Source organism: Tropicibacter naphthalenivorans (assembly GCF_900176475.1).
In the GTDB taxonomy this organism is placed as follows: Bacteria; Pseudomonadota; Alphaproteobacteria; order Rhodobacterales; family Rhodobacteraceae; genus Tropicibacter; species Tropicibacter naphthalenivorans.
Map to the genome: position 1 here is coordinate 189746 of NZ_FWXX01000002.1, position 25692 is coordinate 215437.

The window sequence follows — 25692 nt, forward strand, 5'->3', positions numbered from 1 at the left end:
GGTCGCGTTGACCTCAATTGCCGTTGAGAGCTCGGAAAAGTCGATTATGTCATGACCCTCGCCACCATAAACTCTGGCATCGCTATCGAGCGTTCGGATTTTCACATGATCATCGCCGCCTTCAAGAGAAATGTACTGTGACCCGTCGTCCATTTGCACGGTGTCGTCACCTTCCCCGGTTTGAAGGTATAACAAAAGCTCCATGCCCTGGGCTCCGGTCATATCGACAAAAACACCCGGTACGACGGGCTTCGTTTCCTCCCCCCAAACATATTCACCATTTACAAATTTTAATGCGTCTAGGTTGGAGTATTCTACGGTTCTTTTGCCTGTCACAATCTCTTGGTCAGCGAAATTGAACGACACGGTTTCATCATCTGAATGTAGCGTCAGATAGATATAGACGGGACTCTCTTCAGAGGCTCCCAGCACCGTGTCATTTCCGCTATCGGCCGAAATAATAACGTTGATATGACTGTCACTCTCATTGCGAATAAGGTTGTTTCCCTCTTCAAGGGTAACATGTGCATTCATTAAACCAGGTTTTAGAATGACGACATCGTCGCCCGGCCCCGGGGAAATCGCAAAGTAATGTTCGTGGCTGCCATTGGCCACGATCGTGTCGTCGCCCTCGTACCCGAAAACCTCATAGAAAAACTCGTCGAGATCCAACCCGTCGTCTGGCAGGATTTCGATCTTTTCACCGGTTGCCGTTCCTTGAATAACTGCCATAGCGCGCGTCCCTTCTGAGAGTTGACGTTGATGCGCGCCGTCACCTTGGCCTTCTGGCCGTGCACTCGTTAACGCGCCCGAGACCGGGGTGGTCACGGGCGGCAATCTGGCCGAAGTTGGTAAACACCGAGTTGACGGAGAAAGGCCCCACCCTCGTCAAAGGATGAAATCGTCCTCGGTCAGGATGTAATTGCCGTCGAGGCGGATCTCGAAGTCGGCTGAGGCATCCCCGTCCAGATCCAGTTGCACGATGGTAAAGTTGCCCGATTGGAAATGGCGCAACTCGCCCTCTTTGGCGTCGAAGGGGTCGGTATGGATGTAAACCACCTCGCCAAAGTCCTGCAGTACGATCTTGTCCAGACCCTGTTCGAAATCGCGGATGATGTCGCGTTCCAGTGGCGTGCTGACGCTGGGATCGTCAAAGACGAAGAAGTCCTCTTCACCGTCACCGGGATAGGTCGAGCCGGTGACCGTGCCCCCCACGAGGATATCCGCGCCCTTGCCGCCGTACAGCACATCGCTGCCTGACCCGCCGCGCAGGGTGTCATTGCCGCTGCCGCCATACAGGTCATCATTCTGAGCACCGCCGTCGAGGTAGTCGCGCCCACCCGCACCGGTCAGCAGGTCCTGCCCATTCCCCCCTTGCAGGGTGTCCGCGCCCGTCCCGCCGATCAGGGTGTCATTGCCCCCAAGGCCATAAGCCCGGTCCACGCCGTTGCCGGTGGTGATGCGGTTGTCGCCGGTCGAGCCGGTCAGCGTGTCGTTGTAGCTGCCGCCCACGAGGTGCTCGATATTGCTCAGCTCATCGGTGCCCGCAGCGCCTGTGTTCTGCGCGCCGCTGACCGCGAGGCTGACGGTGATGCCGCCGCCGAAGCCGTCGTAATAGGCGGTATCGCTGCCGTCACCACCATCGAGCGTGTCATTGCCGTAGCCTCCGGTCAGGTGGTCATCGCCATCCCCGCCGGACAGGCTGTCGTGCGAATGCCCCCCGTCCAGCGTGTCATTGCCGCCGCCTCCGGTCAGCGTGTCGTTGCCCGCCGCGCCGTCAAAGGCGAAACTATCGGTCGTTCCTGTGGCGAGCATCTCGTCGCCAAACGCCGTGCCTATGTAGGACTCGATCCCTGTGGGATGGATCGCCAGCCCACCAGCGTAGACGTGGCCGCCAAAGGCATGGACCTCTGCCGCGCTGCTCAGCGCACCAAGGTCGATGGTGTCATTGCCCCCTTGGCCGTCAATGATCCCGACAAGACGTTCCATCACCACCAGATCGTCGCCTTCGTTCAGGACTACATGGATATCGTCCCCGCCGACCCGCACGGTATCGTCACCATTGCCCGTGTTCAGCAGCATCTTGTAGGTGGATCTTTGGTAGCCGGTGGCATCGACATAGACTCCCGGCACTTCACCCCAGAAATTGTGAAAACTCAGGTTGCTCACCTCTTCCATGAGGATCACACGGTCCGAGGTGGTGATCTCCATTCTGCCGAGGTCGACGGCGACTTCCTTGTCATCGGCCCCAAGTCTGACGCCAACACTGATCCTGTCGACTGTGTTGCCGATGATGGTGTCATTGCCGTCGTTTGGCGAAAGCGTCGTCGAGCCAACCCCGGTGCCTTCTTCGAAAATCACCAGGTCGTCGCCCTTGGCGGGCACGATCCAATCCCACAGCCCATCGGCTTCCTGCACCACGATGGTGTCGTCCCCGTCCCAACCAACAATGGTGTCGGACTCGTCGATATCCGTCAAAAAGTCGCCGCCGGCGGTGCCATCAATGCGTGCCATGTCTCATCCCCTTACCTGATGCAAAGCGCGCCAGCCGCCGTGCGGCGGACGCGTGAACCAATGCAGCGAGGCTGGGGCCAAGGCCGTTCCCGATCAAGGCAGGCATTCCTGACCCGACGGGACGCGGCCAAGCGGTCAGAGGATAAAACTGTCCTCGGTCAGGGCATAAAGCCCGTCAAGGCGGATTTCAAAGTCCGCCCGGGCGTCGCCATCCATATCCACCTGAACGATGGTGTAATTGCCAGTCTGGGCATATCGCAGCTCGCCCGCTTTGCCATCGAACAGGTCGGTCCCGACAAAGGTCAACGCCCCGAGGTCGGCCAGCACGATCATGTCCAGCCCCTGCTCAAAATCGCGGATGATGTCGCGGGCAGCGCCTGTGCCGCTGGTGCTGGGGTCTTCGAACACAAAGAAATCCACCTCGCCATCGCCGGGATAGGTGGTGCCCACCGCCGTGCCGCCAATCAGGATGTCGCGGCCTTTGCCACCGGACAGCACATCACTGCCGGTGCCGCCGCGCAGGGTGTCGTTGCCGCTGCCGCCATCCAGCTCGTCCGCGCCCGCGCCGCCGTCCAGAAAATCGCGCGCGTCATACCCCTGAAGAAGGTCCACGCCGTTGCCCCCTTGAAGCGTGTCGGCGCCCGCGCCGCCCACCAGCGTGTCATCTCCACCAAGCCCAAAGGCCCGGTCCGACCCGTTGCCAGTGAACAGGCGGTTGTCTTGCGTTGTGCCGGTCAGGCGGTCGTTGTAATCGCCGCCGATCAGATGCTCGATATTGCTCAGATCGTCGGTGCCCGCAGCGCCCGTGTATTGCCCGCCGCTGGTGTTCAGATTGACCGTGATGCCACCGCCAAAGCCGCTGTAGACGGCGGTATCCTCGCCCGCGCCGCCGTCGAGCGTGTCGTTGCCGTAGCCGCCTTCCAGCCGGTCATCGCCGTCGCCCCCGGACAGGCTGTCGTGCGAATGCCCGCCGTCCAGCGTGTCGTTGCCAAGGCCGCCCGTCAGCGTGTCATTGCCCGCCAATCCCAGAAAGGTCACGTCGATGTCGACGTTCGTCACCGACAGCGTGTCGCCGCGCGTGCTGCCTCGAAAGATCTCGACGTTATAAAGGACGTTGGTCAGGCCGTTCAGATCGGCGTACTGCACATGGAACATGTCAAACGTGACCGCACCGCCCATCAGGCTGAAGTCCACCGTGTCGACCCCATCGCCGCCATTGAAGTTGCCCCCAAAGGTGTTCGTGTAGATGTAATCGTCACCGTCGCCGAGCGTCAGGTAGACAAACTGTTCGCCTGCGTAAAAGGTATCATCGCCACCACCGAGGTTCATCGACAGGTTGGTCGCGGCGGTGCTCTGGGTCCCTCGCATGTCGACGGTGACATCGCTCCATTGAAATCCGGCCCTCCACACAAAGAAGTTGTCGATATTTCCGAAGGAGACGTCGCGCTCGGCCGATTTGATCTGTCCCGACGCCATAAGGATCGTCACCTCAGGCTCGCCGTCCGAGGTGAAAACAGAGAGGTGTGTCCGATCCGTGGCTGACCCGATGATGGTATCATCACCGCCCCCAGCGGTCACAGTCACCAAGCCCATCCCCGTGTCATCCATGAACTGGATTAAGTCATCGCCTTCGCCGCCCAGCACGGAATCGGGCAGGCTGTCCTTTGCTTCGACGATGATGGTATCATCGCCTTCCAGACCTCGGATGGTGTCCCCGCTGTCCAGATCAAGCAAGTAATCGCCGCTTGCGGTACCGGTAATCTCGACCATGTCTATCCCCTGAGTGCCAATGCAAAGCGCGCCCGGACCTGACGGCCGGACGCTTTCAAATCTGCGGACACGGTGGGGAAAGCCCCCCCCTGCGTCAAGGCTGGCAAACCGGGCTGGAATGGTTAACGTGGCGTTAACGGCTCAAGCCATGCGCCAGGCGCACATTTAGAAATCGAAATTCGCCGCCGTCAGGACGTGCAACCCGTCCAGACGGATTTCGAAGTCCGCGTCGTGATCGCCGTTAATGTCCAGCCATACAAGGGTATGGTCCGTCATCAGCTTGGAGAAGACATCTCCGGCCGCGCCGGAAAAACCGCTTGTCCCGCCCACAAAGCTCACAGCCCCAATCCCGTTGAGAAAGATCACGTCGTGGGCCACTTCGAAATCCCGGATGATGTCGTGCGTTGATCCGACCCGGCTGTCCCTCAGGGATTGGAACTCGAACACATCCGCCTGGCCGTCGCCCGCAAAGACACGACCGCTGACGGTTCCTCCGATCAGGATGTCCTGGCCGCCCCCACCAACCAGCGTGTCGCTGCCAGTGCCACCTCTCAGGGTATCCGCGCCGCCCAATCCCCAGAGCATGTCGGCCGCCGCGCCGCCGTCCAAAAGATCGCGGCCACCGAGCGCAAAAAGCCGGTCCTGCCCATCACCGCCGTACAGCGTATCGCTATGGCGCCCGCCCAGCAAAGTGTCGGCCCCGCCCAGTCCAAACAGCGCGTTGTTCCCATCGAACCCCCTGAGCATATTGTCCCCGGTCGACCCGATCAGGCGGTCGCCATACACGTCGCTGCCGTCGATGTTTTCGATGTCGATCAACGTATCCCACCCGGCGGCGCCGGTGAACTGCGCCCCGGTTTCGGACAGGTTCACCGTTATCCGTCCGGCCGCGTCTTCGTAGGTGGCGCGATCAAGACCGTCGCCGCCGAGCATCGTATCGTCGCCTGCGCCGCCGCTCAGGACATCGTCGCCTTTGCCCGCCTGCAAAAGATCGTCACCCACACCGCCGTACAAACCGTCATCGCCATAGCTGCCTTCGAGGCTGTCATCGCCCGTACCGCCATCCAGCGTGACATCTTGAGTGGTGTCGGACGCGGTCATCAGATCGTCGAAGCCGGTGCCGTGGACCGTCTCGAACCCTTGCGCCTGAAACATCTGTCCGTCCGACGTGCCTTTGCCGGTGGTCACATCCAGCGCGATGCTGCTGCGGAGTTGGCTGAAATCAACGATGTCATCGCCATCCCCGCCCGCCACGGTGCCCGCAGCCTCGTCAAAAATCGCAAGATCATCGCCCTCGCGCAGGTTGGCGAACAGATCCGCGCTGCCCATCACAACGGTGTCGGCCCCTTCGCCGGTAAAGACCGAAAGCAGCCCCCGGTCTTGCGCAAAGCCCCGGCCATCCACGTAAATCCCCAAAACCGGCAGGGACATGTCTTCGAAACGCAAGGTGGACAGACCCTCGAAGGCGATGGTCCGGATATCTGTGGACACCTCCATCCGGGCAAGATCGACCGTCACGCTTTTGTCAAACGACGCCAACCACATCTCGACGGACACATCATCGACCTCATTGCCGATAATGGTGTCGTTGCCCCCTGATATGGCCAATCTTATTTCGGCAGCGCCCGTGCCCTCTTCGACAATCACCAGATCATCGCCGGCGCCCAGAGTGATCGTGTCCAGCAATCTGTCATTGGCGGCAAGGACGACGGTGTCATTTCCATCCAGGTCCGCGATTTGATCCGTATCGGCGGTGTCGTAGATCACATCATTGCCGGAGGTTCCATAAATCAGCGCCATTGCAGGTCCCCATGTCAATCAACCCGGCGCCTGTTCGGCCAAGCCAAAACCATTATCAAAACATGCCAAGAGCCTGCGCTTTCGAAATGCGGGAAACAAGGCAGGGATACCTGACCCTGGGGAGGTGCCTCAAGCCGTGCGCCAGGCGCTCGCCTGCCGTTCCCAGCGCTGCACGATCAGGTACTCGATCAGCAGCATCACGGCGGTAAAGCTGAGGGCGTAGGCCAGCACCGTGGCCGTGTCGAACAGCTGGAAATACAGGTGGATCTGAAAGCCAACACCGTTGCCGCGGCCCAGGAACTCGACCACCAGAACGATCTTCCAGATCACCGCAAGGCCGTTGCGGGTGCTGGCGGCCACAAAGGGACCAAGCTGCGGCCAGATCACGTGCCGCAGCCGCGCCCACAAGCCCATCCGGTAGACCTGCGCCATGTCCGCGACTCCCTTGTCCAGCGCGCGCACGCCTTCGCGGATGGTGACCGTGACCATGGCGGTCTTGTTCAGCGCCACGGCGGTGATGGCGGCAACCTCATTGAGGCCAATCCACAGGTAGCACAGCACAATGATCACCAACGCGGGCAGGTTCAGCATCACCGTCACCCAAGGGTCGGCCCAGGTGTTCAGCCGCGGCGACAGCCCCAGCACCAGCCCCAGCGCACAGCCGATCCCCATGGCCAGGGCAAAGGCCCAGACCACGCGCCACAGCGTCCAGCCCATGTGGAACCACAGCTTGCCGCTGGCCGCCTCACGGGCGATCACCCCGGCCACCTCGACCGGGCCAGGCAAGACGGACGCATCCGCAGACAGCCACGCCGCCAGCGTCCAAAACGCCAGCAGCCCCAGCAGCGAAAGCGCCGTCACCGCGCGCGAAGGCTTGCCTGCCATCATCCCCGTCTCCTCCTTGCCACAGATCACCCCAGCACGCACCCGCAGGCAAGCCCCCTTGCCCCCCACCAAGGTCGCATTCCCCGAATGCGGCGCGCTGATAATGTGCGCCCATGGGAGAACGTTTTCTGATCGCTGCGATGCTCTGGCTTGCCAGTGCCGCAGGCCTTTGGGCCGAGACCATCACCGAAGAGGAGATGGCCGCGCGCATCTTTGCGCCCATGTCCCTGGGCGAGCGGATCTCCGAAAATGGCGTCTATGAGCTGCTCAATTCGGGCGACGCCCACGCAGGCTATGTCTTTCAGACCGAACCCATGGCACCCCTGCCCGGCTTTTCCGGCGCGCCGATCAACATGCTTGTGGTGCTCGACCTCGAAGGGCGTTTCCTGGACGTCCAACTGGTGGACCATAACGAGCCGATCTTTGTCTCGGGGCTGGGCCAAGCGCCCTTTCACGCCTTTATGGAGCAATACCGGGGCCATTCGATCAGCGCGCCCATGGTGGTCGGCACGCCCTACGGCGGCGGCGCTGACGGGTCGGGGCTGGTGTACCTCGATGGCGTGACCAAGGCGACGGCCAGCGTGCGCATCGCCCACGAGTCGATCCTAGCCGCCGCGCTGCAAGTTGCGCGTGAAAAGATGGGCGGCGTGGCAAGCGGCCCGCCCGCCTTTCCGAACCTTGAGGTGGACGAAGACCTGACCTTTGACGATCTCATCGACCAAGGCCTGCTGACCCGCCTGACCGTCACCAACGCCGAGGTGAACGCGAAATTCGCCGGCACCACGTGGGAAGACGACGACCCGGAGGCGACCGATTACCCGTCCGAGACCTACCTCGACCTGTGGGTGGCGGACCTTGGCCCGCGCAGCATCGCCCGCGCCTTGCTGAGTCCAGACAGCCTTGCCGAGCTGGATCACTTCATGTCGATCTCGACCTTTGACGAGCCGATCCTCGTGGTGGAAACCGCGCGCCATGGCCTCGTCAGCCCCGATTTCGTGCGCAATACCGCGCCCGACTGGGTGGGCGTTGAACAGAACGGCTTTCCGGTGGCGGTGCGCGATGCGGACCTGATCTTTGACCTTGCGGACGGGGTGCCGGAGGCGTGGTACGACGGCACCGCGATGATCCTGCGCACCGACCGGCGTCTGGGCTTTGACCCGGCCTCGCCGTGGGACATCCACATCAAAGCCATCCGCGAACACGGCATGTTCCAGCCCGAGGTCGGCTCGGTCACCCTGACCGCCACCGTTGGCACCGATGAGCGGTTTTACACCCGCCCCGGCGTGGTTGAACGCCTCTCGCCCTTCGAGGAAGCCATTCGCAACCGCCAATCGGACCTGATCGTGCTGGCGGTCTTCCTTGGCCTGCTGGTGCCCACGCTGCTCTTCGCGCAAAGCCGCCTCGCCGGATTGCGCTCTTACACCCCCGTGCGGCTGAGCATCCTTGCGGTGGTCATAGGGTTCATCGGCTGGTGGGGCCAGGGGCAGCTGTCCATCGTCACCCCGCTGGCGACGCTGCAAACCGCGCTAACCACCAACGCCTATGCGTTTTTGCTTTATGACCCGTTTTCGCTGCTGATCTGGGCGGTGGTGATCCTCGGGTTCGTCCTCTGGGGGCGCGGGCTGTTCTGCGGCTGGCTCTGCCCCTTTGGCGCGCTCCAAGAGTTCGCCCACCACCTTGGCCGCCTGCTGCGCCTGCCGCGCATCGAACCGTCGCGCCTGTGGGACCAACGGCTGAAAAAACTCAAATACGTGGCGCTGGTCGGCCTGATCGCGGTGACCGTGATCCGCCCCGAGCACATGGACAAAGCCGCCGAGATCGAGCCCTTCAAAACCGCCATCACCACTTTCTTTATTCGCGAATGGTACTACGTCGCCTACGCGGCCTTTTGGTTGATCCTCGCCACCGTCACGTTCAAAGGCTTTTGCCGCTACGTCTGCCCCCTTGGCGCGCTGATGGCCATCGGTGGGGCTTTGCGCCTGCGCCGCTGGATTCCCCGCCGTGTCGAGTGCGGCTCGCCCTGCCAGCTTTGTGCGGTCAAATGCAACTACGGCGCCATCCGCAAGACCGGTGACATCCAATACGACGAATGTTTCCAGTGCCTTGACTGTGTGACGATCCACGATGACGACACCCAATGCGTGCCGCTGGTGCTGAAAAACCGGGCCGCCACGCGCGCCGCGCGCCGCACGGGCCATCCCAACGAGGGGACCGCCACATGAACCGCCGCCGCTTCCTGACGCTTTCCGCCGCCTTCGCCTGCGCGCCGCATGTGGCGCAGGCCAGCACATGGACGGGCCGCGCCCTCGGGGCCGAGGTCAGCGTCACCCTGTCCGGCCCGCGCGAGGCCACGGCACAGGCGCTGGCCGACATCCCCAAGGCGCTGGGCCACTTTGAGACCCTCTTCAGCCTCTACCGCGACGGCTCTGACCTCACGCGCCTCAACGCCACGGGCCAGATCACCCCTGCGCCCGAGATGACCGCCCTGCTGGAGGCCGCGCGCGAGGCCCACGCCCTGACAAACGGCCTCTTCGACCCCACGGTCCAACCGCTCTGGCAAGCGCTCGCCACCGGCGCAGACCCGGCACCCGCGCGCAAGCTTATCGGCTTGCACCGTGTCACCAGCGACGCAAACAGCATCCACCTCGCTCCCGGCCAGCAACTGACCTTCAACGGCATCGCGCAGGGCTTTGTCACGGACGCGATCAAGGCCCATCTCACATCCGCAGGCTTCACCAAGGCGCTGATCAACATCGGCGAATACGCAGCCCTCGGCGGCCCCTACCGCCTTGGCCTGTCCGATCCGACCCACGGCCACATGGGCCACACCACGCTGACAAACCAAGCCATCGCCACCTCCAGCCCCGGGGCCCTGCGCCTTGGCAGCGAAACCCACATCCTCGGGCCAGCGGGCCAAACGCCGCTGTGGGCCACCGTCAGCCTTCAAGGCCCCAGCGCCACGCTGGCCGACGCCCTCTCGACCGCCGCCGTCTTTATGACCGCAAACCAACTGGCACAGCTCAAAACCAAAGCACGCCTCAGCCGCGTCACAGTGATCGACGCCGAGGGCAAGCTCACCACGCTCTAAGCTTCTTCTCTTTATAAATATCCAAAAAATAACCCCCGGCCAAAAACCGGGGGTCATCTTTATGGAACGGGTCCTAAACCTTAGCCGTTGGCTTCGGTCACCGCCCGCTTGGTCAGAACCGCCACCAGATGCGCGCGGTAGTCGCCCGAGCCGTGCAGATCAGAGATCATGCCGTCGCCCGACACCGACAGACCGTCCAAAGCGGACGCGTCAAAGTTGCCGTTCAGCGCGACTTCAGCTTCGGTCCAGCGGAACACGCCGTCTTCGGAGGCGCCGGTAACCGCCACGCGGACACCGTCTGCGCCCTTGGTGACAAACACGCCAACCAGCGAGAAGCGCGATGCGGGCTGCTCGAACTTGATGTAGGCGGCCTTTTCCGGGATCGGCATCTTGACGGCGGTGATGATCTCACCTTCTTCCAAGGCGGTGGTGAACATGCCCTGGAAATAGTCGTCAGCGGCGATCTCGCGGGTGTTGGTCACGATGGTCGCGCCGGTGCCGAGGGCCGCCGACGGATAGCACGCCGACGGGTCGTTGTTGGCCAGCGAGCCGCCGATGGTGCCGCGGCTGCGGACCGCCGGGTCACCGATATTGCCCGCCAGTTTCGCCAGCGCCGGGAAGTCCGACGCCGCCGCTGCGGCCACATCCGCATGGCAGGTGCCGCCACCAATGTTCAGCACACCGCCGTCATTGCACACGCCTTTGATCTCTTCGATCGCGGACAGGCTGACCAGCACGGACGGAGACGCCAGACGCTGTTTCAGCGTGGGGATCAGGGTCTGACCGCCACCCAGCGCCTGTGCCTCTTCTTTCGAAAGGGCTGCGACGGCATCGGCGACAGTGGTCGGACGCTCAAAGTCAAAAGAATACATTCTCGTTTCCTCCTCGGCCCTCTCCCGCCTTGTCCGGCGGTCTCGGGCCAAAAATATCCTCAGGGTGATCCGGGGAGCCAGCACAGGCCCCCCGAACGGTCTGATTTAGCCTTGCATCGCCTGCCAGACGCGCGACGGGGACATGGGCATGTCGATGTGTGCCACATCGTAGCCGCCGCCGTTCAGCGCATCGAGAACCGCGTTCACCAGGGCGGGCGGGGAACCGATGGCCCCGGCCTCGCCGCAGCCCTTGACCCCAAGCGGGTTGTGGGTGCACGGCGTCACGTTCGAGTGGTCGACCTTGTAGAAAGGCACGTCCGAGGCGCGCGGCATCGCGTAATCCATGTAGGATGCGCTCAGCAGCTGGCCGTTCTCGTCGTAGGCGCAGTTTTCCAGCATCGCCTGACCGATACCCTGGGCCAGACCACCGTGGACCTGACCTTCGACGATCATCGGGTTCACAACGTTGCCAAAGTCATCGGCGGCGGCGAACTGGATGATCTCGATCTTGCCGGTCTCCGGGTCGACTTCGAGCTCACAGGCATAGGCGCCCGAGGGGTAGGTGAAGTTGGCCGGGTCGTAGAACGCGGTCTCTTCGAGGCCCGGTTCGATGTCTTCGAGCGGGTAGTTGTGGGGCACATAGGCCGCCAGCGTCACGTCGCCCCAAGCCACGGATTTGTCCGTGCCTGCCACCGAGAACTGACCATCTTTCAGCTCGATGTCGCCTTCGGAGGCTTCGAGCAGGTGGGCCGCGATCTTCTTGGCCTTGTTGATGATCTTCTCGGTTGCGCGCACCATCGCCGAGCCGCAAACCGCCAGCGAACGCGAGCCGTAGGTGCCCATGCCGAAGGGGATCTTGGAGGTGTCACCGTGGACGATGTCCACCATGCTCTCGTCGATGCCGAGCATTTCCGCGACAACCTGCGGGAACACGGTCTCGTGGCCCTGGCCGTGCGAATGTGCACCCACCATCACCGAGATCGAGCCGGTGGCGTTCACACGCACCGTCGCCGCGTCGTACAGACCGGCGCGTGCGCCCAGCTGCCCCACAAGGTTCGACGGCGCGATGCCGCAAGCCTCAATGTAGCAGTTCACGCCCAGACCGCGCAGCTTGCCGCGCGCGGCAGCCTCTTTGCGGCGCTCTTCGAAACCAGCGCGATCCACCATCTTTTCGAGGGTGTCCATGGTCGCGTTGTAATCACCGGTGTCGTACTCCACCGCAACCGGGGTCGCGTAGGGGAACTGGGTGATGAAGTTCTGGCGACGCAGGGCAACCGGGTCAACGCCCAGCTCACGCGCGGCCTTGTCCACCAGACGCTCGAGCGAGAAGGTCGCCTCGGGGCGGCCCGCGCCACGGTAGGCGTCAACCGGAACGGTGTTGGTGAAGACAGCCTTGACGTTCACCTGAACCGCCGGGGTCTTGTAGTTGCCGGCCATCAGCGTGCCGTGCAGCCAGGTCGGCGTACAGGACGCAAAGGTCGACAGATACGCGCCCATGTTGGCGTGGGTGTCGGTGCGCAGCGCGGTAAAGTTGTTATCCGCGTCCAGCGCCAGCTGGATGGTGGTGACGTGGTCACGGCCATGTGCGTCCGACATGAAGGCTTCGGAGCGGGTCGAGGTCCACTTGACCGGGCGGTTCAGCTGACGCGACGCAAAGGTCACAAAGGCTTCTTCCGCATAGTGGAAGATCTTGGTGCCAAAGCCGCCGCCGACGTCCGGTGCCACAACGCGCAGCTTGTGCTCGGGGATGCCCAGAACAAATGCACCCATCAGCAGACGGATCACGTGCGGGTTCTGCGAGGTGGTGTAGAGCGTCGACTCGTCGTTGGCACGGGCATAGTCACCCACGGCAACGCGCGGCTCCATCGGGTTCGCGACCAGACGGTTGTTGCGCAGCTCCAGCGTGGTGACGTGGGCGGCTTCGGCGAATGCCTTGTCGACGGTCTCGGTGTCGGTGCCGAACTGCCAGTCGTAGCACAGGTTGTCGCCCAGATCGTCGTGGACCAGCGGTGCGCCCGCTTGCAGCGCGGCTTTCATGTCAACGGCTGCGGGCAGTTCGTCGATGTCCAGCTCGATCGCTTCGGCGGCGTTGCGCGCTTCTTCAAGGCTTTCGGCCACGATGGCGGCAATGGGGTCACCGACGTGACGGACCTTGCCCTGTGCCAGAACCGGGTGGGCCGGCTCTTTCATCGGGTTGCCGTCCTTGTCGGTGACCTGCCAGCCGCAGGGCAGACCGCCCACGCCTTCAAAGTCAGCACCGGTAAAGATGCGCACCACGCCCGGCATCTCGGATGCGGCGGCGGTGTCGATCTTGTTGATGGTGCCATGCGCCACGTCAGAGCGCAGGAAGTGCACATAGGTCTGGCCGTGCACGTTGATGTCGTCGGTGTACTGACCGGCGCCGGTCAAAAAGCGTACGTCCTCGCGACGCTTCGGGCTTGCGCCAATGCCATTGTCTTTCGGCATTTCAAGTCCTCCCTAGGGGGTGCGGAACAAAGTCCGCCCTAAAATCTGTTGCTCTGGGCGGGTCGTGCCGCCCTGAAAGAAATCGGATTATTCGGCGGCGATGCCGGATACATCCTGACCGCTGGCTGCCATGATCGCCTTGACGATGTTGTGGTAGCCGGTGCAGCGGCAGATGTTGCCTTCGAGGTGGTGACGCACTTCGGCTTCGGTGGGCTTGGGGTTGTCCTTGAGCAAGGACGCCGCCGCCATCACCATGCCGGGGGTGCAGAACCCGCACTGCAGGCCGTGGTGGTCCTGGAACGCCTGCTGAATGGCGTTGAGCGTGCCGTCGGGGGCCGCCTGACCTTCGATGGTGGACACCTCTGCGCCGTCGGCTTCACCGGCGAACATGGTGCAGGCTTTGACCTGCTTGCCGTTCACATGGATGGTGCAAGCGCCGCACTGCGAGGTGTCGCAACCCACGTGGGTGCCGGTCAGACGCAGCTCTTCGCGGAGAAACTCCACCATGAGCGTGTTGCCCTTGACCGACTTGGTGACGGTTTTGCCGTTCACCTTCATCGTTACTTCTGCCATCTCAATCCTCCCTGGAATGATCTAAATGCGTGATCCGGTCTTAGCCGGTAATCTTTTTGAACCAGCCCTTTTTCGGGGCTTCTTCGGCGGTCTCGCCTTCTTCGGACGGGCCTTCGACCGCCTCCTGGAAGTTGGCAAAGAACTGGTCCGCCATCTTTTTCGCGAAACCGTCGATGATGCGGCTGCCCAGCTGGGCCAGCTTGCCGCCGACCTTGGCTTCGACTTCGTAGGTCAGCAGGGTGCCTTCTTCGACGGCCTCCAGCTTGACGTTCGCGCCGCCCTTGGCAAAGCCTGCCGCGCCGCCCTTGCCTTCGCCGGACAGCGTGACCGAATTCGGCGCGTCCACGTCGGACAGTTGCACCGCGCCCTTGAAGGTCGCCTTCACCGGGCCAACCTTTTGCACGACGGTCGCTTCAAAGCCTTCTTCGGCGCTGCCGGACATCTCGGTGCAGCCGGGAACGCACTGCTTGAGGATCTCGGGGTTCAAGATCGCCGCAAACACCACGTCCTGCGGAGCCTTGATCGTGCGGGAATCGCTCATTTGCATAGGTTTAGTCCTCTCGTTCTTCTTGCAGCCTAGGCGCGTCTTGCCCCAGGGGCATATTAGACCAATGGCTTAGTTCACCATTGTGGCGGATTGTGAGTCAGACCGAAGTCCGCGAAAATCTGGGCGATGCGGCCATCCGACAGGCCCGCCGAAATGGCGTCGCCAATGTCATAGTAAAGGCCGCGATAGGCGAAATGCGACGCCATCCCCAGCGGCCATTTCGACTTGGCAAGGCCCGCCAGCGGCGGCTCGTGGATGCCCACGCCCTCACCAGCGAAGTATTCCAGCTGCGCCAGCGGACCCATGGCGGCCATGGTTTCCCCTGCGTTGAGGGCCTCCATCGCCTCTTTCATGGACGGATAACGGCGCACGCCCGCGGCGGTCTGCCCACCGGCAAAGCCCGTCAGGTAGAAATCCGAGATCGAATCGTTCTCGACCGCGACGGTGTCAAAGCGGAAATAGGCCGGAACGGGCTTGTCCTCGGGGTATTCGCTTTCGCGGTAGGCAATGGCGATGCGCTCCTCTTGGTATTGGCCGGGATAGACCACCTGTTCGGTGCGGCATTTAAAGCTGCTGTCATAGGGGATGCGCATCATCACGTTGGACACGGCGCCGCCAACGACGGGCCCCTTCCAGATGTTGTTGCGCAGATCGGCCTCTAGGTTTTCGCCCGCCGCCACCAGCTTGAACTGCGCGTCGACGCCGATGAATTCGGCCACCAGCTTGGCGATCTCGACGTCGATGCCTTTGATCTGGCCGCCCTCCTCAAAGGAATACGGCGGATAGTCGTCATACAGGGCAAAGGTCATATACCCCCGCTCGCGGATCTGGTCGATGTCCTGCCCGACAATGTCACGGCCCGCGTTCTGCGGCTTGGGCTGGGGGACATAATCCGCGCAAGGGTCGGCGGCAAAGGCCGGTACAGCACAGGCAAAGCTCAGGGCCGCGACGGGGAGGAGCGTCCGCGCCCCCCGCAGTTTCACCCGAAAGTAATTCACCATACCGTTCATGCCAAAGCGCCTCCCCCCGCTGGTTTTCGGCTTAGTGTGCAGCCGAAAGACCGATGGTCAATGCCTCGGCGGCTTTGACATAGCCCTCATGGGTGCCATCGAGCAGTTTTGCAGCACGCGATGCCGCCGAATCCGCCACCGGCGCGCCGGATACGGTCTCAATCCCCGCCGCGATTTCGGCCAGACGGGCCTGAAGCGCATCCGCGTCGTGCCCTGCCGCATCCTCCGAGGCGGCCTTCAGCTCATCGCGGATCGCGGCCAGCTCACCCGCAACCTCGGCCATGGAATCGTCGTCCGGGCGGGTCTCGATGTAGGTGCGGATCGCCCAGGCGGCCTCTTGGCCCAACAGCTCGCCGAACGCGGGCATCTTGGTGATGCCGTTCTGGGTGTAGCCATAGCGGAAGCGCTCGACATACCACTCATCGCCGTATTCCTCGGCCTCGAGGAAGCGCAGATCAGGGGCCAGACCGCCCGAGATCACCTCCAGCCCGTGGCAGCGCGCGCAGTTCTGGTTGTAGCCCGAAGAGCCGATTTCCACCGCCCGCGCCCAGGTTTCCTCGCCCACTTCCTCGGCGCGATAGGGGTTCTCGGTCAGCCATTCCTCGCCCACGGCGGGCAGGCCAGCGGTGTCCACCGCCTGCGGGGCCACATCACCATGCGCAAAAACCAGCGCGGGAACGGCACACAACACGGTCGTCAGCATAAGCTTTTTCATTTTGGGTCTCCTCCCAAGTTTGGGTGTCCTATTCGTCGCCCTCCTCTCTAAGACATGGCGCAGGCGCGCTCTATTGGACTTTCGTGGGGACGGTTTGTCGCAATTGCAGACCATGGTCGTATTGAGCCTGCGCGCCCAACCAATACCGTGCCCGAGGGGAGGAACATTATGCGTGAATTTTTTTTACCTGTTGTGGTTGCCGGGATGATTGCGGCATCGCCACTGGCGGCACAGGACATCTCGGTGGTCTATCTGCGGCAGGATGTGCCGCCGCCCCCGACCCTGTCCAACCTTGACCCGATCCCGGGGGATCTGGGGCAGCGCGGCGCGGAACTGGCGCTGCAAGACAACGCCACCACCGGCAAATTCATGGGCCAAAACTGGGCCTTAGAGATCGTCACGGTCCCCGAGGGGGGCGATTACCTCGCCGCCATGCAGGACGCGCTGGCCAAGACCGACCTCATGCTGCTGGATGCCCCCGCCGAGCAGCTGACCGCCGCCGCTGACCTTGCGCCCAACGCCCTGCTGTTCAACGTCGCCAATGCCGACAACGCCCTGCGCGACGACGCCTGCCGGGCGAACCTGCTGCACACCCTGCCCTCGCGCGCCATGAAGGCCGACGCGCTCATGCAGTTCTTTGTCAAACGCCGCTGGACCGACATCGCCATGATCACCGGCGAAGCGCCCGGCGATGTCGCCTTTGCCGATGCCCTTGACCGCTCCGCCACGAAATTCGGCCTGAAAATCGGCAAACGCAAAACCTGGGCCTTTGACGCCGACATGCGCCGCAACGCCGCCCAAGAGGTGCCGCTGTTCACCCAAGATCTGGGCGACTACGACGTGCTGCTGGTCGCCGATGAGGCCAACGACTTCGCCCGCTACATCCCCTATAACACGTGGCACCCCCGCCCCGTCGCCGGCGCCGAAGGGCTCACCGCCCACGCCTGGGACCGCGTCGTGGAACAATGGGGCGCAGCCCAGCTCCAGTCGCGCTTCCACGACCTGACAGGCCGCGACATGCAAGACGTGGACTACGCCGCTTGGGCCGCCATCCGCACGCTTGGCGAGGCGGTCACCCGCACCAAATCCGCCGACACGGCCACCTTGCGCAGCTACATCCTCGGGCCCGACTTCGAACTGGCCGGTTTCAAGGGCCGCCCGCAGACCTTCCGCACATGGAACGGCCAGCTGCGCCAACCCATGCCGCTGACCTCACGCGCCGCCCTGGTGGCCCAAGCCCCCCTCGACGGCTTCCTCCACCAGCGGAGCGAACTGGACACCCTGGGGCTGGACAAACCCGAAAGCGCCTGCTCCGCCTTCGACTAAGCCCTTCTTCTCTTTACAAATATCCCGGGGAGCACGAGGGGCAGCGCCCCTCGCACCCGCCCTCTCCACAAGGACAAACCGATGAAACTGACCACCGCCCTCGCCACGCTCTTGCTCATGACCCCCGCATATGCGGACGAAATCTGGGTCACCAATGAAAAAGACGACACCATCAGCGTCATCGACGTAGACACCCTCGAAGTCATCAAAACCTACCCCACCGGCGAGCGCCCGCGCGGCATCACCTTCAGCCACGATTTCTCGCGCGTTTATATCTGTGCGTCGGACAGCGACGCGGTGCAGGTCATGGACCCGGCCACCGGCGAAATCCTGCACGACCTGCCGTCCGGCGAAGACCCCGAGCAGTTCGTCCTGCACCCCGATGACCGCCACCTCTATATTGCCAACGAAGACGACGCGATCACCACCGTGGTCGACACCCAGACCCGCACCGTTGTCGCCCAGATCGACGTCGGCATCGAACCCGAAGGCATGGCCGTCTCGCCCGATGGCAAGATCGCCATCACCACTTCGGAAACCACCAATATGGCCCATTGGATCGACACCGAAACGCAGCAAATCTTTGCCAACTCGCTGGTGGATTCGCGCCCGCGCCACGCCGAATTCGTCAAGGACGGGACCGAGCTCTGGGTCTCCTCCGAGATCGGCGGCACCCTGTCCGTCTTCGACCGTGACACCCAAGCGGAAAAGGCAAAGATCGAATTCAAACTGCCCAACATCCACCCCGACCGCATCCAGCCCGTTGGGTTCGAACTGTCCGCCGGCGATGAATTCGCCTTTGTCGCGCTTGGCCCCGCCAACCATGTGGCGGTCGTGAATGCCGCCACCTACGAAGTCGAAGATTACATCCTCGTGGGCCGCCGTGTCTGGCATATGGCGTTCAATGCCGACAAAACCCAGCTGTTCACCACCAATGGCGTCTCTGGCGACGTAACAGTGATCGATGTCGCCAGCCGCAAGGCGATTAAATCCATCAAGGTCGGCCGGTTCCCCTGGGGCGCGGCCCTGCGCCCCACCAACTAAACAAGGGCGCCGCTTTGCGCCCCATCAATTGATATAGGGCGCAGCTCTACGCCAAAGCCAAGAAACCCGGGGCCGAATTTCGCCCCGGAGCCACGGCGACTTTGCCGACCCAATCCATAAGAAAACGACACCAAGGGAGTAAACTATGTCTTTGTTTTCGATGAAATCCGTCCTGATCGCCGCTTTGGCCGTCGCCCTGCCCATGGGCGCCATGGCCGACGATGACGACGATGATGATGACGGCTTTGGCATGGCGGGCGTCCTGTCCGCCAGCAACAAAGAAGACCTGCCCCCGGTCATCCTGTCCGCCGGGATGCCGCTGGCCGACGCCCCGTGGGAGCTGAAATCCGGCACCTATTACGAATTCGAAATCCAAGGCGACGGCAGCCAGGAACTGGCGCTGGTCGGCCCCGAGTTCTTCCGCGCGATCTGGATCGACGAGATCGTCGTCGAGGGTCTCGAAATCCGACCCCTCGGCCTTGACAGCGTCGAGTTCGACGAAGCGGGCGAGATGGAAATCGGCTTTCTCGCGATCAAGCCCGGCAGCTATTACATCAAGGTCCCCGGCTCCACCGGAGAGACGCAACGGCTTGAGATCACAATCAAATAAGCCATACTGCGCGCCACAAGAGCGCACGGAGCCGGACATGAGCCTCAAGGTCAGTGACCTATCGTTTTCCTACGGGCCCAAACGGGCCTTGGACGCTGTAACGTTCGAGGCCCGGTCCGGCAAATTTACCGCGCTTTTGGGACCCAACGGCGCGGGCAAATCCACGCTGTTCGGCCTGCTGACGCGGCTGTTCACCTCGCCCCAAGGGGTGATCGAGGTCGCAGGCCAAGACCTGCGAAGCGCCCCGCGCGCGGCTCTTGCGCAGATGGGCATCGTCTTTCAGCAGCAGACGCTGGATCTGGACCTGACCGTGCGCCAGAACCTGACCTATTTCGCCGCCCTGCACGGCCTTTCGGGGCGCGATGCCCGCACCCGCATCGACGCCGCGCTCGACCGGCTGTCGATGCTGGAGCGCGCCCACGAAAAGGCCCGCGCCCTCAACGGCGGTCACCGTCGCCGGGCCGAGATCGCCCGCGCGTTGATCCACCAGCCCAAGGTCCTGCTGCTGGACGAGCCGACCGTGGGCCTTGACGCCGCCGCGCGCGCGGCGATCACAACCCACGTGCATGACCTGACCCAAGATCACGCCCTGACCGTCCTATGGGCCACCCATCTGACCGACGAAGTCCTGCCCGATGACGACGTCGTCCTGCTGCACCAAGGCCGCATCCGCGCCACCGGCCCGGCCCAGGACCTGTGTGGCACGCAAACCCTTAAGGATTGGTTCCTAAGTCAGACACAGGCGCCCGCATGACCCGCTATTTACCTGCATTTCGCGCCATAACCACCCGAGAAGCCTTGCGTTTTCTCCATCAGCGGGAACGGTTCCTTGCCGCTCTCGTGCGCCCTTTGGTCTGGCTTTTGGTCTTTGCCGCGGGCTTTCGTGCCGCCCTTGGCCTGTCGATCACGCCGCCCTATCAGACCTATATCACCTACGAGACCTACATCGTTCCCGGTTTGTGCGGAATGATATTACTTTTCAATGGGATGCAGTCCTCTCTTAGTCTGGTTTACGACCGCGAGATGGGCTCTATGCGGCTTTTGCTGACAGCGCCCCTGCCCCGATGGTTCCTTTTGTTTTCAAAGCTTTGCGCGGCGACCTTCATCGGGGTTCTGCAATGCTACACCTTCCTCGCCGTGGCGTGGGCCTTTGACATTACGCTGCCGCCTTTGGGGTACCTGACGGCGCTGCCCGCGCTGATCCTTGCGGGGTTGATGCTGGGCGCTTTGGGCCTTGCTCTGTCGTCCTTTATCAAGCAGCTCGAGAATTTCGCCGGGGTGATGAACTTTGTGATCTTCCCAATGTTCTTTCTCAGCTCCGCGCTCTATCCGCTTTGGAAGATGGCAGAATCTTCGGAACTGCTGCACGACATCTGCGCTGCGAACCCCTTTACCCATGCGGTCGAGCTGATCCGTTTCGCGCTCTATGTGGACATTGCGCCATGGCCGTTGCTGTGGACGGTGCTGGCGACGCTTGTGTTCATGGCGCTGGCGATCTGGGGCTATGATCCGGCGCGCGGATTGGTGCGGCGCAAGGGCTGATCTACGACCATAGCGGGCATGAAATCGGCCAAAAGCTGTGCTAGGATCCCCCAAGGAGGATTCACAATGAAGACATTTACCCTCGCGATTGCAATGGCTTGCGCGCCGGTCTTAACGCAGGCCGACGAGTTGGGCACGCTGAACCCAGAAGAGCTGACCTGGGGCTCGATCCTTGAAAAAGCCGAGCGCGGCGAGACCAGCATGACCACCTGCGCGTCGGGCTATATGCTGACGAAATCGGGAAAGCATGACGAGGCGCGCCGGTTGTTCCTGCGCTGCGCCGAGGCCGGGTACACGGGTACCATGACCTGGATGTCTTATATGGAAAACAATGGCTTCGGGGGTGAATATAACCCGGATGCCTCCGCCGAATGGGACCGCCGCGCCGCCGAACTGGGTGATCCGGTGGGCAAGTTCAACCACGGTCTGAACCTGATGCGCGGGCATGGCATTGGGCAGGATCAGGACCTTGGCCGCCGGATGGTCGATGAAGCCGCCGAAGCGGGGCTCGAGATCGCGCAACGGCTGCAAGGGGCAGATTACGATCTGGACGAGGTCACGCCGGACGCGGACAACTGGCGCTACGCCCCGCTGTTCTAAACGTTACGGCGCGTCCAACGTCGCGGGCGCGCCGCTCAGCCGTAGGGTGCGGGTCGCCAGACGCTCTGCCTCGGACATCACGTGGGTGACCAGCAGCGTGGTCACCGTGCGGCGGGCGCGCAGGGCTTCGAACAGGGTCATCATCTCGTCCGCCAGCTTGGTGTCGAGCGAGACAAACGGCTCGTCCATCAGCAGCAGCTCGGGGTCTCCGGCAAAGGCACGGGCCAGCGCCATACGCCGCTGCTGGCCAAGGCTGAGCTGGCGGGGAAAGTCATCGCCGCGCCCGCCAAGACCAACCTCGGTCAGGGCGTCTTCGGCGGCATCCGCGGAGATGCGCAGGGGCAAGGTCAGGTTGTCGCGCAAGGACCGCCACGGCAGCAGCGTCGGTTCCTGAAACACCATGCCAAGGCGATCGGGCCGCTCGACCGTGCCGCGATGGGGCTGCAACCCCGCAAGGATGCGCAGCAGCGTGGTTTTTCCCACCCCCGACGGGCCGGTCAACGCCACCGTTTCGCCCGCGCGCAGGTCAAACCCCACAGGCCCAAGAACCGGACGCCCCGCAAAGGTGACGCCCGGCAGGTCGAGCCGCGCCACCACCGGCAGCGCAGCGTCTGTGGTATGAACCAACCTCAGTCCCACTCAGGAACCGGGCTGGACGAACAGGCCGTCGGGCAGTTCGGTCGCGGTGCCCACAAGGTCCGCCCCGCCGAGATCCGCCATCAGCTTGAGCATCTTGGCGGCGGCGTCCTCATCCACCGGGCCGGGCGCGGGAATGCCAGCGCGGAAGCCCGCCTTGAGCGCGTCGAACTGCGCGTCGGTCTTGGCCTTCATGCGCGGGCGCAGGCGATCCCATTCGGCCTCGTCGCTGGCCAGCAGGTCCTTGGCATCGCGCGAGGCGGCGGCGAGCCCCTGCACCAGCTCGGGGTGCTGTTCCAGCAGCTCGCCCTTGAACACATAGCCCAGCAGCGGCGTCTGCGGGTCCAGCCCCAGCGCGGTCGCGGCCTGTTCCACGGTGACCAGCGGTTTCATCCCGCCCGCCTCCATCTTGGCCAGGAAGTGCCAAAAGTTGATGGCGCCATCCAGCTCGCCCTGAAGGCCGGTTTTAAAGATCAGCGGCGGCGCGCCAAAGACCTGTTCCGTCTCGGCGGCCAGATCCATGCCGTGCTCTTGTTCGGCATAGGCGCGCAGGATCAGCCAGCTTTTGTCCAGCGGACCGCCCGCGATGCCGATCTTGCCGCCCTTGAGGTCGGCCAGCGATTGCGCATCCGAGTCGCCCGGCACCATCACGGCACCCACGGCGCGGCTGTAGGGCACAAAGACAAAGTCATGCCCGGCGGCGCGCTGGCGCGCGACCCAGAGCCAATCCGAGACGATCACATCCGCCTCACCGCCCTGAAAGGCGACCTGCGCCGCGGACCCGCCAGCGACGCCCTGAACTTGCAGATCAAAGCCGTGCTTGCCGTCGAAATCATTGTGCTGGATCACGTCCAGTTCCCAGTTGACGGTGCCGTATTCCAGCACGGCGGCGCGCAGCACCGGGGTTTCCGCAAGCGCTGCGACCGACGTGGCAACCAGCGCCACCGTGGCGGCGCGAAGTGTCGAAATGAAAGACATGAATTCCTCCCGTTTCATGTTCCCCTAGAAGGTATCACCGGGAAATCGCACCACTATACGACCATTGGACTAGGCAATCGGCGCGATCCGTTGACACAGATCAATCCTGCGCGCGTGGGCGGGGCGTAGCCTTGGCCCAGATCCAACCAAAAGGAGAGAGCCCATGCGCACTCTGATCCCCCTCGCCGCCCTTATCCTTGCCGCTGCTCCGGCGGTGGCGGACACCTTTGAAAAGGTCAAGATCGACGCGGGCGCGTCCCTGTTTGACACCGATTGCCGCCGCTGCCATGCCACCGACGCCACGGACCCGTCCTATGGCCCGCCGCTGGAGAACGTGCTGTACCGCGCTGCCGGAAGCATCGAGGATTACGACTATTCCATCGCGCTCGAGGCATCGGGCATTGTCTGGACCCCCGCCGCCCTGCGCGCCTGGATGGAGGACAACGACGGCTTTATGCCCGGCACCAAGATGCGCCACGTCGGGATCAAGGACCGCACGGTTCAGGATTTCATCCTCGCGTATCTCACGTCGATTTCGACCCGCGATAACACGGCCATCGACCAGTAAACCCGCATCCCGCACAGGCCCCGGCGCGCGCGTCGGGGCTACGCCCTTGAGGGCAGCCATGCGTCCCCGGCCCGTGCTGCACTGCGGCATTCCCCTGCGGCAGGGCGCATCAACTTAAATGTTATATTTCATAAGCTTAGGGTGAAATCCGCTCGAATCATCGGCGCGTTTCGAATCACCCACCCCCTGTCAACGCCCTTGAGGTAGTACGACCTATGGCCCGTACCGCCGCCTTTCCCCCTGAGTATAGTTACCACAGGACCCCCGATTGCCATGAGACGTGGAATCGACCGGAGCCTTGTTCAAGGGAGGAGACACATGAACAAATTTGTCGCCGCCGTTGCCCTCAGCCTGATTGCCGCCACCGGCGCACAGGCCCAGGTCACGGAAGAAATGATCGCCAACGACGCCACGATCACCGATCAGGTCGTGACCAACGGCATGGGCCGTCACCTTCAGCGCTACTCGCCGCTGGAGACCCTCAACAAAGACAACGTCAAGAACCTTGTCCCCGCATGGGCGTTCAGCCTTGGCGGTGAAAAGCAGCGCGGTCAGGAAACCCAGCCGCTGGTCTATGATGGCATCATGTACATCACCGGCTCGTACTCGCGCCTGTACGCCATCGACGTCGAGACCGGCAAAGAGCTGTGGCAGTACGACGCCCGCCTGCCCGAAGGCATCCTGCCCTGCTGTGACGTGATCAACCGCGGCGCGGCGCTGGCCGGCGACAAGGTGATCTTTGGCACGCTGGACGCGCGCATCGTGGCGCTGGACGCCAAGACCGGTGACGTGGTGTGGCGCGACAAGATCGCGGACTACAAGGCTGGTTACTCCTACACCGCGGCCCCGCTGGTTGTGGGTGATCTGGTTGTGACCGGCAACTCTGGCGGTGAATTCGGCATCGTCGGCGCGGTTCAGGCGCGCGACGTGAACACCGGTGATCTGGTCTGGGAACGCCCCATGATCGAAGGTCACATGGGGATGCTGAACGGCGAAGAATCCACCATGACCGGCACGCTGAACGCGACCTGGCCGGGCGACATGTGGAAGACCGGCGGCGGCGCAACCTGGCTGGGCGGCTCTTATGACGCGCGCACCGACACGCTGATCTTTGGCGCGGGCAACCCTGCTCCGTGGAACTCGTGGCTGCGTGACGCGGGCCAGAAGAACGACGGCACCGGTGACAACCTGTACGCCGCATCGCGCGTGGGCATCGACCCGGCGACCGGCGAGATCAAGTGGCACTTCCAGACCACGCCGCGCGAAGGCTGGGACTATGACGGTGTGAACGAAGTGGTCGCCTATAACGACCGCGACGGCAACCAGCGTCTGGCAACGGCTGACCGCAACGGCTTCTTCTATGTTCTGGACGCGGCAGACGGCGGCTATGTCGGCTCTGTTCCCTTCGTCAAGGATATCTCTTGGGCGTCGGGCATCGACGAGAACGGCCGTCCGATCTTTAACGAAGAGAACCGTCCTGGGAACCCGGCGGACGCCGCTGACGGCAAGAAGGGTGAAGTGATCTTTGCATCGCCGTCCTTCCTGGGTGGTAAGAACTGGATGCCGATGGCCTTCTCGCAGAAGACCGGCAACTTCTACGTGCCGTCCAACGAGTGGGGCATGGACATCTGGAACGAGCCTGTGACCTACAAGAAGGGCGCGGCGTACCTTGGCTCCGGCTTTACCATCAAGCCGAACTACGAAGACCATATCGGTAGCCTCAAGGCGGTTGACCCCGACACGCTGGAAGTGAAGTGGGAAGTCAAGAACGACGCTCCGCTGTGGGGCGGCGTGATGACCACCGGCGGCGGTCTGGTGTTCTACGGCACCCCCGAGGGTGAGTTCATCGCACTGGATGACGAGACCGGCGAGAAGCTGTGGTCGTTCCAGACCGGTTCGGGCATCGTTGGCCAGCCGATCACCTGGGAGCAGAACGGCGAGCAGTATGTTTCGGTCGTGTCTGGCTGGGGCGGCGCGGTTCCGCTCTGGGGTGGTGAAGTGGCCAAGAAGGTCAACTACCTGAACCAGGGTGGTCTGGTGTGGACGTTCCGTCTGCCGAAAGAGATGGCCTCTGCCAACTGATCTTTTGATCTGATTGCGAATTGGGAAACGCCCGGGGTTTGGACCTCGGGCGTTTTCTTTTGGTCT

Annotated in this window: 22 protein-coding genes; 10 read left to right on the forward strand and 12 right to left on the reverse strand. The window is 62.9% G+C overall.

The features are described 5' to 3' along the window. Positions 1-888: 888 nt before the first annotated feature. The 4 genes from B9A11_RS22405 to B9A11_RS05290 all read right to left on the reverse strand — a co-directional run bounded on the left by B9A11_RS22405 (position 889) and on the right by B9A11_RS05290 (position 6969). Positions 889-2514 carry a calcium-binding protein gene (locus B9A11_RS22405; RefSeq protein WP_058246934.1) on the reverse strand — a complete coding sequence of 542 codons (1626 nt, stop codon included), beginning with the start codon at positions 2512-2514 and terminating at the stop codon, positions 889-891. A gap of 135 nt (positions 2515-2649) precedes the next feature. After that, the gene (locus B9A11_RS05280; protein WP_058246933.1) at positions 2650-4284 is read right to left on the reverse strand and encodes a calcium-binding protein; all 1635 of its coding nucleotides are present in this window, start codon (positions 4282-4284) and stop codon (positions 2650-2652) included. Between the two features lie 165 nt (positions 4285-4449). Further along, the gene (locus B9A11_RS22550) at positions 4450-6084 is read right to left on the reverse strand and encodes a calcium-binding protein (RefSeq protein WP_058246932.1); all 1635 of its coding nucleotides are present in this window, start codon (positions 6082-6084) and stop codon (positions 4450-4452) included. 129 nt (positions 6085-6213) lie between these two features. Then, the gene (locus B9A11_RS05290) at positions 6214-6969 is read right to left on the reverse strand and encodes an ABC transporter permease (protein ID WP_200807280.1); all 756 of its coding nucleotides are present in this window, start codon (positions 6967-6969) and stop codon (positions 6214-6216) included. A gap of 113 nt (positions 6970-7082) precedes the next feature. Between B9A11_RS05290 and B9A11_RS05295 the strand changes: the two genes are divergently transcribed. Next, positions 7083-9191 (forward strand): 4Fe-4S binding protein, encoded by a 2109-nt coding sequence (locus B9A11_RS05295; protein WP_058246930.1) that lies wholly within the window; start codon positions 7083-7085, stop codon positions 9189-9191. Next, positions 9188-10057 (forward strand): FAD:protein FMN transferase, encoded by an 870-nt coding sequence (locus tag B9A11_RS05300; protein WP_058246929.1) that lies wholly within the window; start codon positions 9188-9190, stop codon positions 10055-10057. The genes B9A11_RS05295 and B9A11_RS05300 overlap by 4 nt, the downstream gene beginning before the upstream one ends. 80 nt (positions 10058-10137) lie before the next feature. On the opposite strand, the gene B9A11_RS05305 is transcribed toward B9A11_RS05300, so the two are convergent. The 6 genes from B9A11_RS05305 to pedF all read right to left on the reverse strand — a co-directional run bounded on the left by B9A11_RS05305 (position 10138) and on the right by pedF (position 16240). Continuing rightward, on the reverse strand, positions 10138-10929 hold the full coding sequence (locus B9A11_RS05305; protein ID WP_058246928.1) for an FAD binding domain-containing protein: 792 nt from the start codon (positions 10927-10929) through the stop codon (positions 10138-10140). A 105-nt stretch (positions 10930-11034) separates the two neighbouring features. Continuing rightward, positions 11035-13395, reverse strand: coding sequence for a xanthine dehydrogenase family protein molybdopterin-binding subunit (locus B9A11_RS05310; RefSeq protein ID WP_058246927.1), 2361 nt, complete (start codon positions 13393-13395; stop codon positions 11035-11037). Between the two features lie 87 nt (positions 13396-13482). Further along, a complete protein-coding gene (locus B9A11_RS05315) occupies positions 13483-13968 on the reverse strand; it encodes a (2Fe-2S)-binding protein (RefSeq protein ID WP_058246926.1) in 486 nt (161 codons plus the stop codon). A gap of 40 nt (positions 13969-14008) precedes the next feature. After that, positions 14009-14515, reverse strand: a complete 507-nt coding sequence (locus B9A11_RS05320; protein ID WP_058246925.1) for a CoxG family protein — start codon at positions 14513-14515, stop codon at positions 14009-14011. Positions 14516-14589: 74 nt separating this feature from the next. Continuing rightward, positions 14590-15525, reverse strand: coding sequence for a transporter substrate-binding domain-containing protein (locus B9A11_RS05325; protein ID WP_234988736.1), 936 nt, complete (start codon positions 15523-15525; stop codon positions 14590-14592). 31 nt (positions 15526-15556) lie between these two features. Next, positions 15557-16240 carry a cytochrome c-550 PedF gene (gene pedF, locus B9A11_RS05330; protein ID WP_058246924.1) on the reverse strand — a complete coding sequence of 228 codons (684 nt, stop codon included), beginning with the start codon at positions 16238-16240 and terminating at the stop codon, positions 15557-15559. Between the two features lie 168 nt (positions 16241-16408). On the opposite strand from pedF, the gene B9A11_RS05335 reads away from it, so the two are divergent. The 6 genes from B9A11_RS05335 to B9A11_RS05360 all read left to right on the forward strand — a co-directional run bounded on the left by B9A11_RS05335 (position 16409) and on the right by B9A11_RS05360 (position 21362). Continuing rightward, positions 16409-17566: an ABC transporter substrate-binding protein gene (locus tag B9A11_RS05335; protein ID WP_058246923.1), complete on the forward strand. Its 1158-nt coding sequence runs from the start codon at positions 16409-16411 to the stop codon at positions 17564-17566. An 81-nt stretch (positions 17567-17647) separates the two neighbouring features. Further along, a complete protein-coding gene (locus B9A11_RS05340; RefSeq protein ID WP_058246922.1) occupies positions 17648-18610 on the forward strand; it encodes a YVTN family beta-propeller repeat protein in 963 nt (320 codons plus the stop codon). Between the two features lie 145 nt (positions 18611-18755). Next, on the forward strand, positions 18756-19220 hold the full coding sequence (locus B9A11_RS05345; RefSeq protein ID WP_234988737.1) for a hypothetical protein: 465 nt from the start codon (positions 18756-18758) through the stop codon (positions 19218-19220). Between the two features lie 37 nt (positions 19221-19257). Next, positions 19258-19974: an ABC transporter ATP-binding protein gene (locus B9A11_RS05350; protein WP_058246921.1), complete on the forward strand. Its 717-nt coding sequence runs from the start codon at positions 19258-19260 to the stop codon at positions 19972-19974. Further along, positions 19971-20762, forward strand: coding sequence for an ABC transporter permease (locus B9A11_RS05355; RefSeq protein ID WP_058246920.1), 792 nt, complete (start codon positions 19971-19973; stop codon positions 20760-20762). The genes B9A11_RS05350 and B9A11_RS05355 overlap by 4 nt, the downstream gene beginning before the upstream one ends. A 66-nt stretch (positions 20763-20828) precedes the next feature. Next, positions 20829-21362, forward strand: a complete 534-nt coding sequence (locus B9A11_RS05360; RefSeq protein ID WP_058246919.1) for a tetratricopeptide repeat protein — start codon at positions 20829-20831, stop codon at positions 21360-21362. A gap of 3 nt (positions 21363-21365) precedes the next feature. Here the strand turns inward: B9A11_RS05360 and B9A11_RS05365 are convergent, their stop codons facing one another. Both B9A11_RS05365 and B9A11_RS05370 read right to left on the reverse strand, forming a co-directional pair. Then, a complete protein-coding gene (locus B9A11_RS05365) occupies positions 21366-21989 on the reverse strand; it encodes an ABC transporter ATP-binding protein (protein ID WP_234988740.1) in 624 nt (207 codons plus the stop codon). 12 nt (positions 21990-22001) lie between these two features. Further along, positions 22002-22976, reverse strand: a complete 975-nt coding sequence (locus tag B9A11_RS05370; protein ID WP_058246918.1) for an ABC transporter substrate-binding protein — start codon at positions 22974-22976, stop codon at positions 22002-22004. Between the two features lie 163 nt (positions 22977-23139). On the opposite strand from B9A11_RS05370, the gene B9A11_RS05375 reads away from it, so the two are divergent. Continuing rightward, positions 23140-23544, forward strand: a complete 405-nt coding sequence (locus tag B9A11_RS05375; protein WP_058246917.1) for a c-type cytochrome — start codon at positions 23140-23142, stop codon at positions 23542-23544. Between the two features lie 318 nt (positions 23545-23862). Further along, positions 23863-25626, forward strand: a complete 1764-nt coding sequence (locus B9A11_RS05380) for a PQQ-dependent methanol/ethanol family dehydrogenase (protein ID WP_058246916.1) — start codon at positions 23863-23865, stop codon at positions 25624-25626. The last annotated feature ends 66 nt before the right edge of the window (positions 25627-25692 follow it).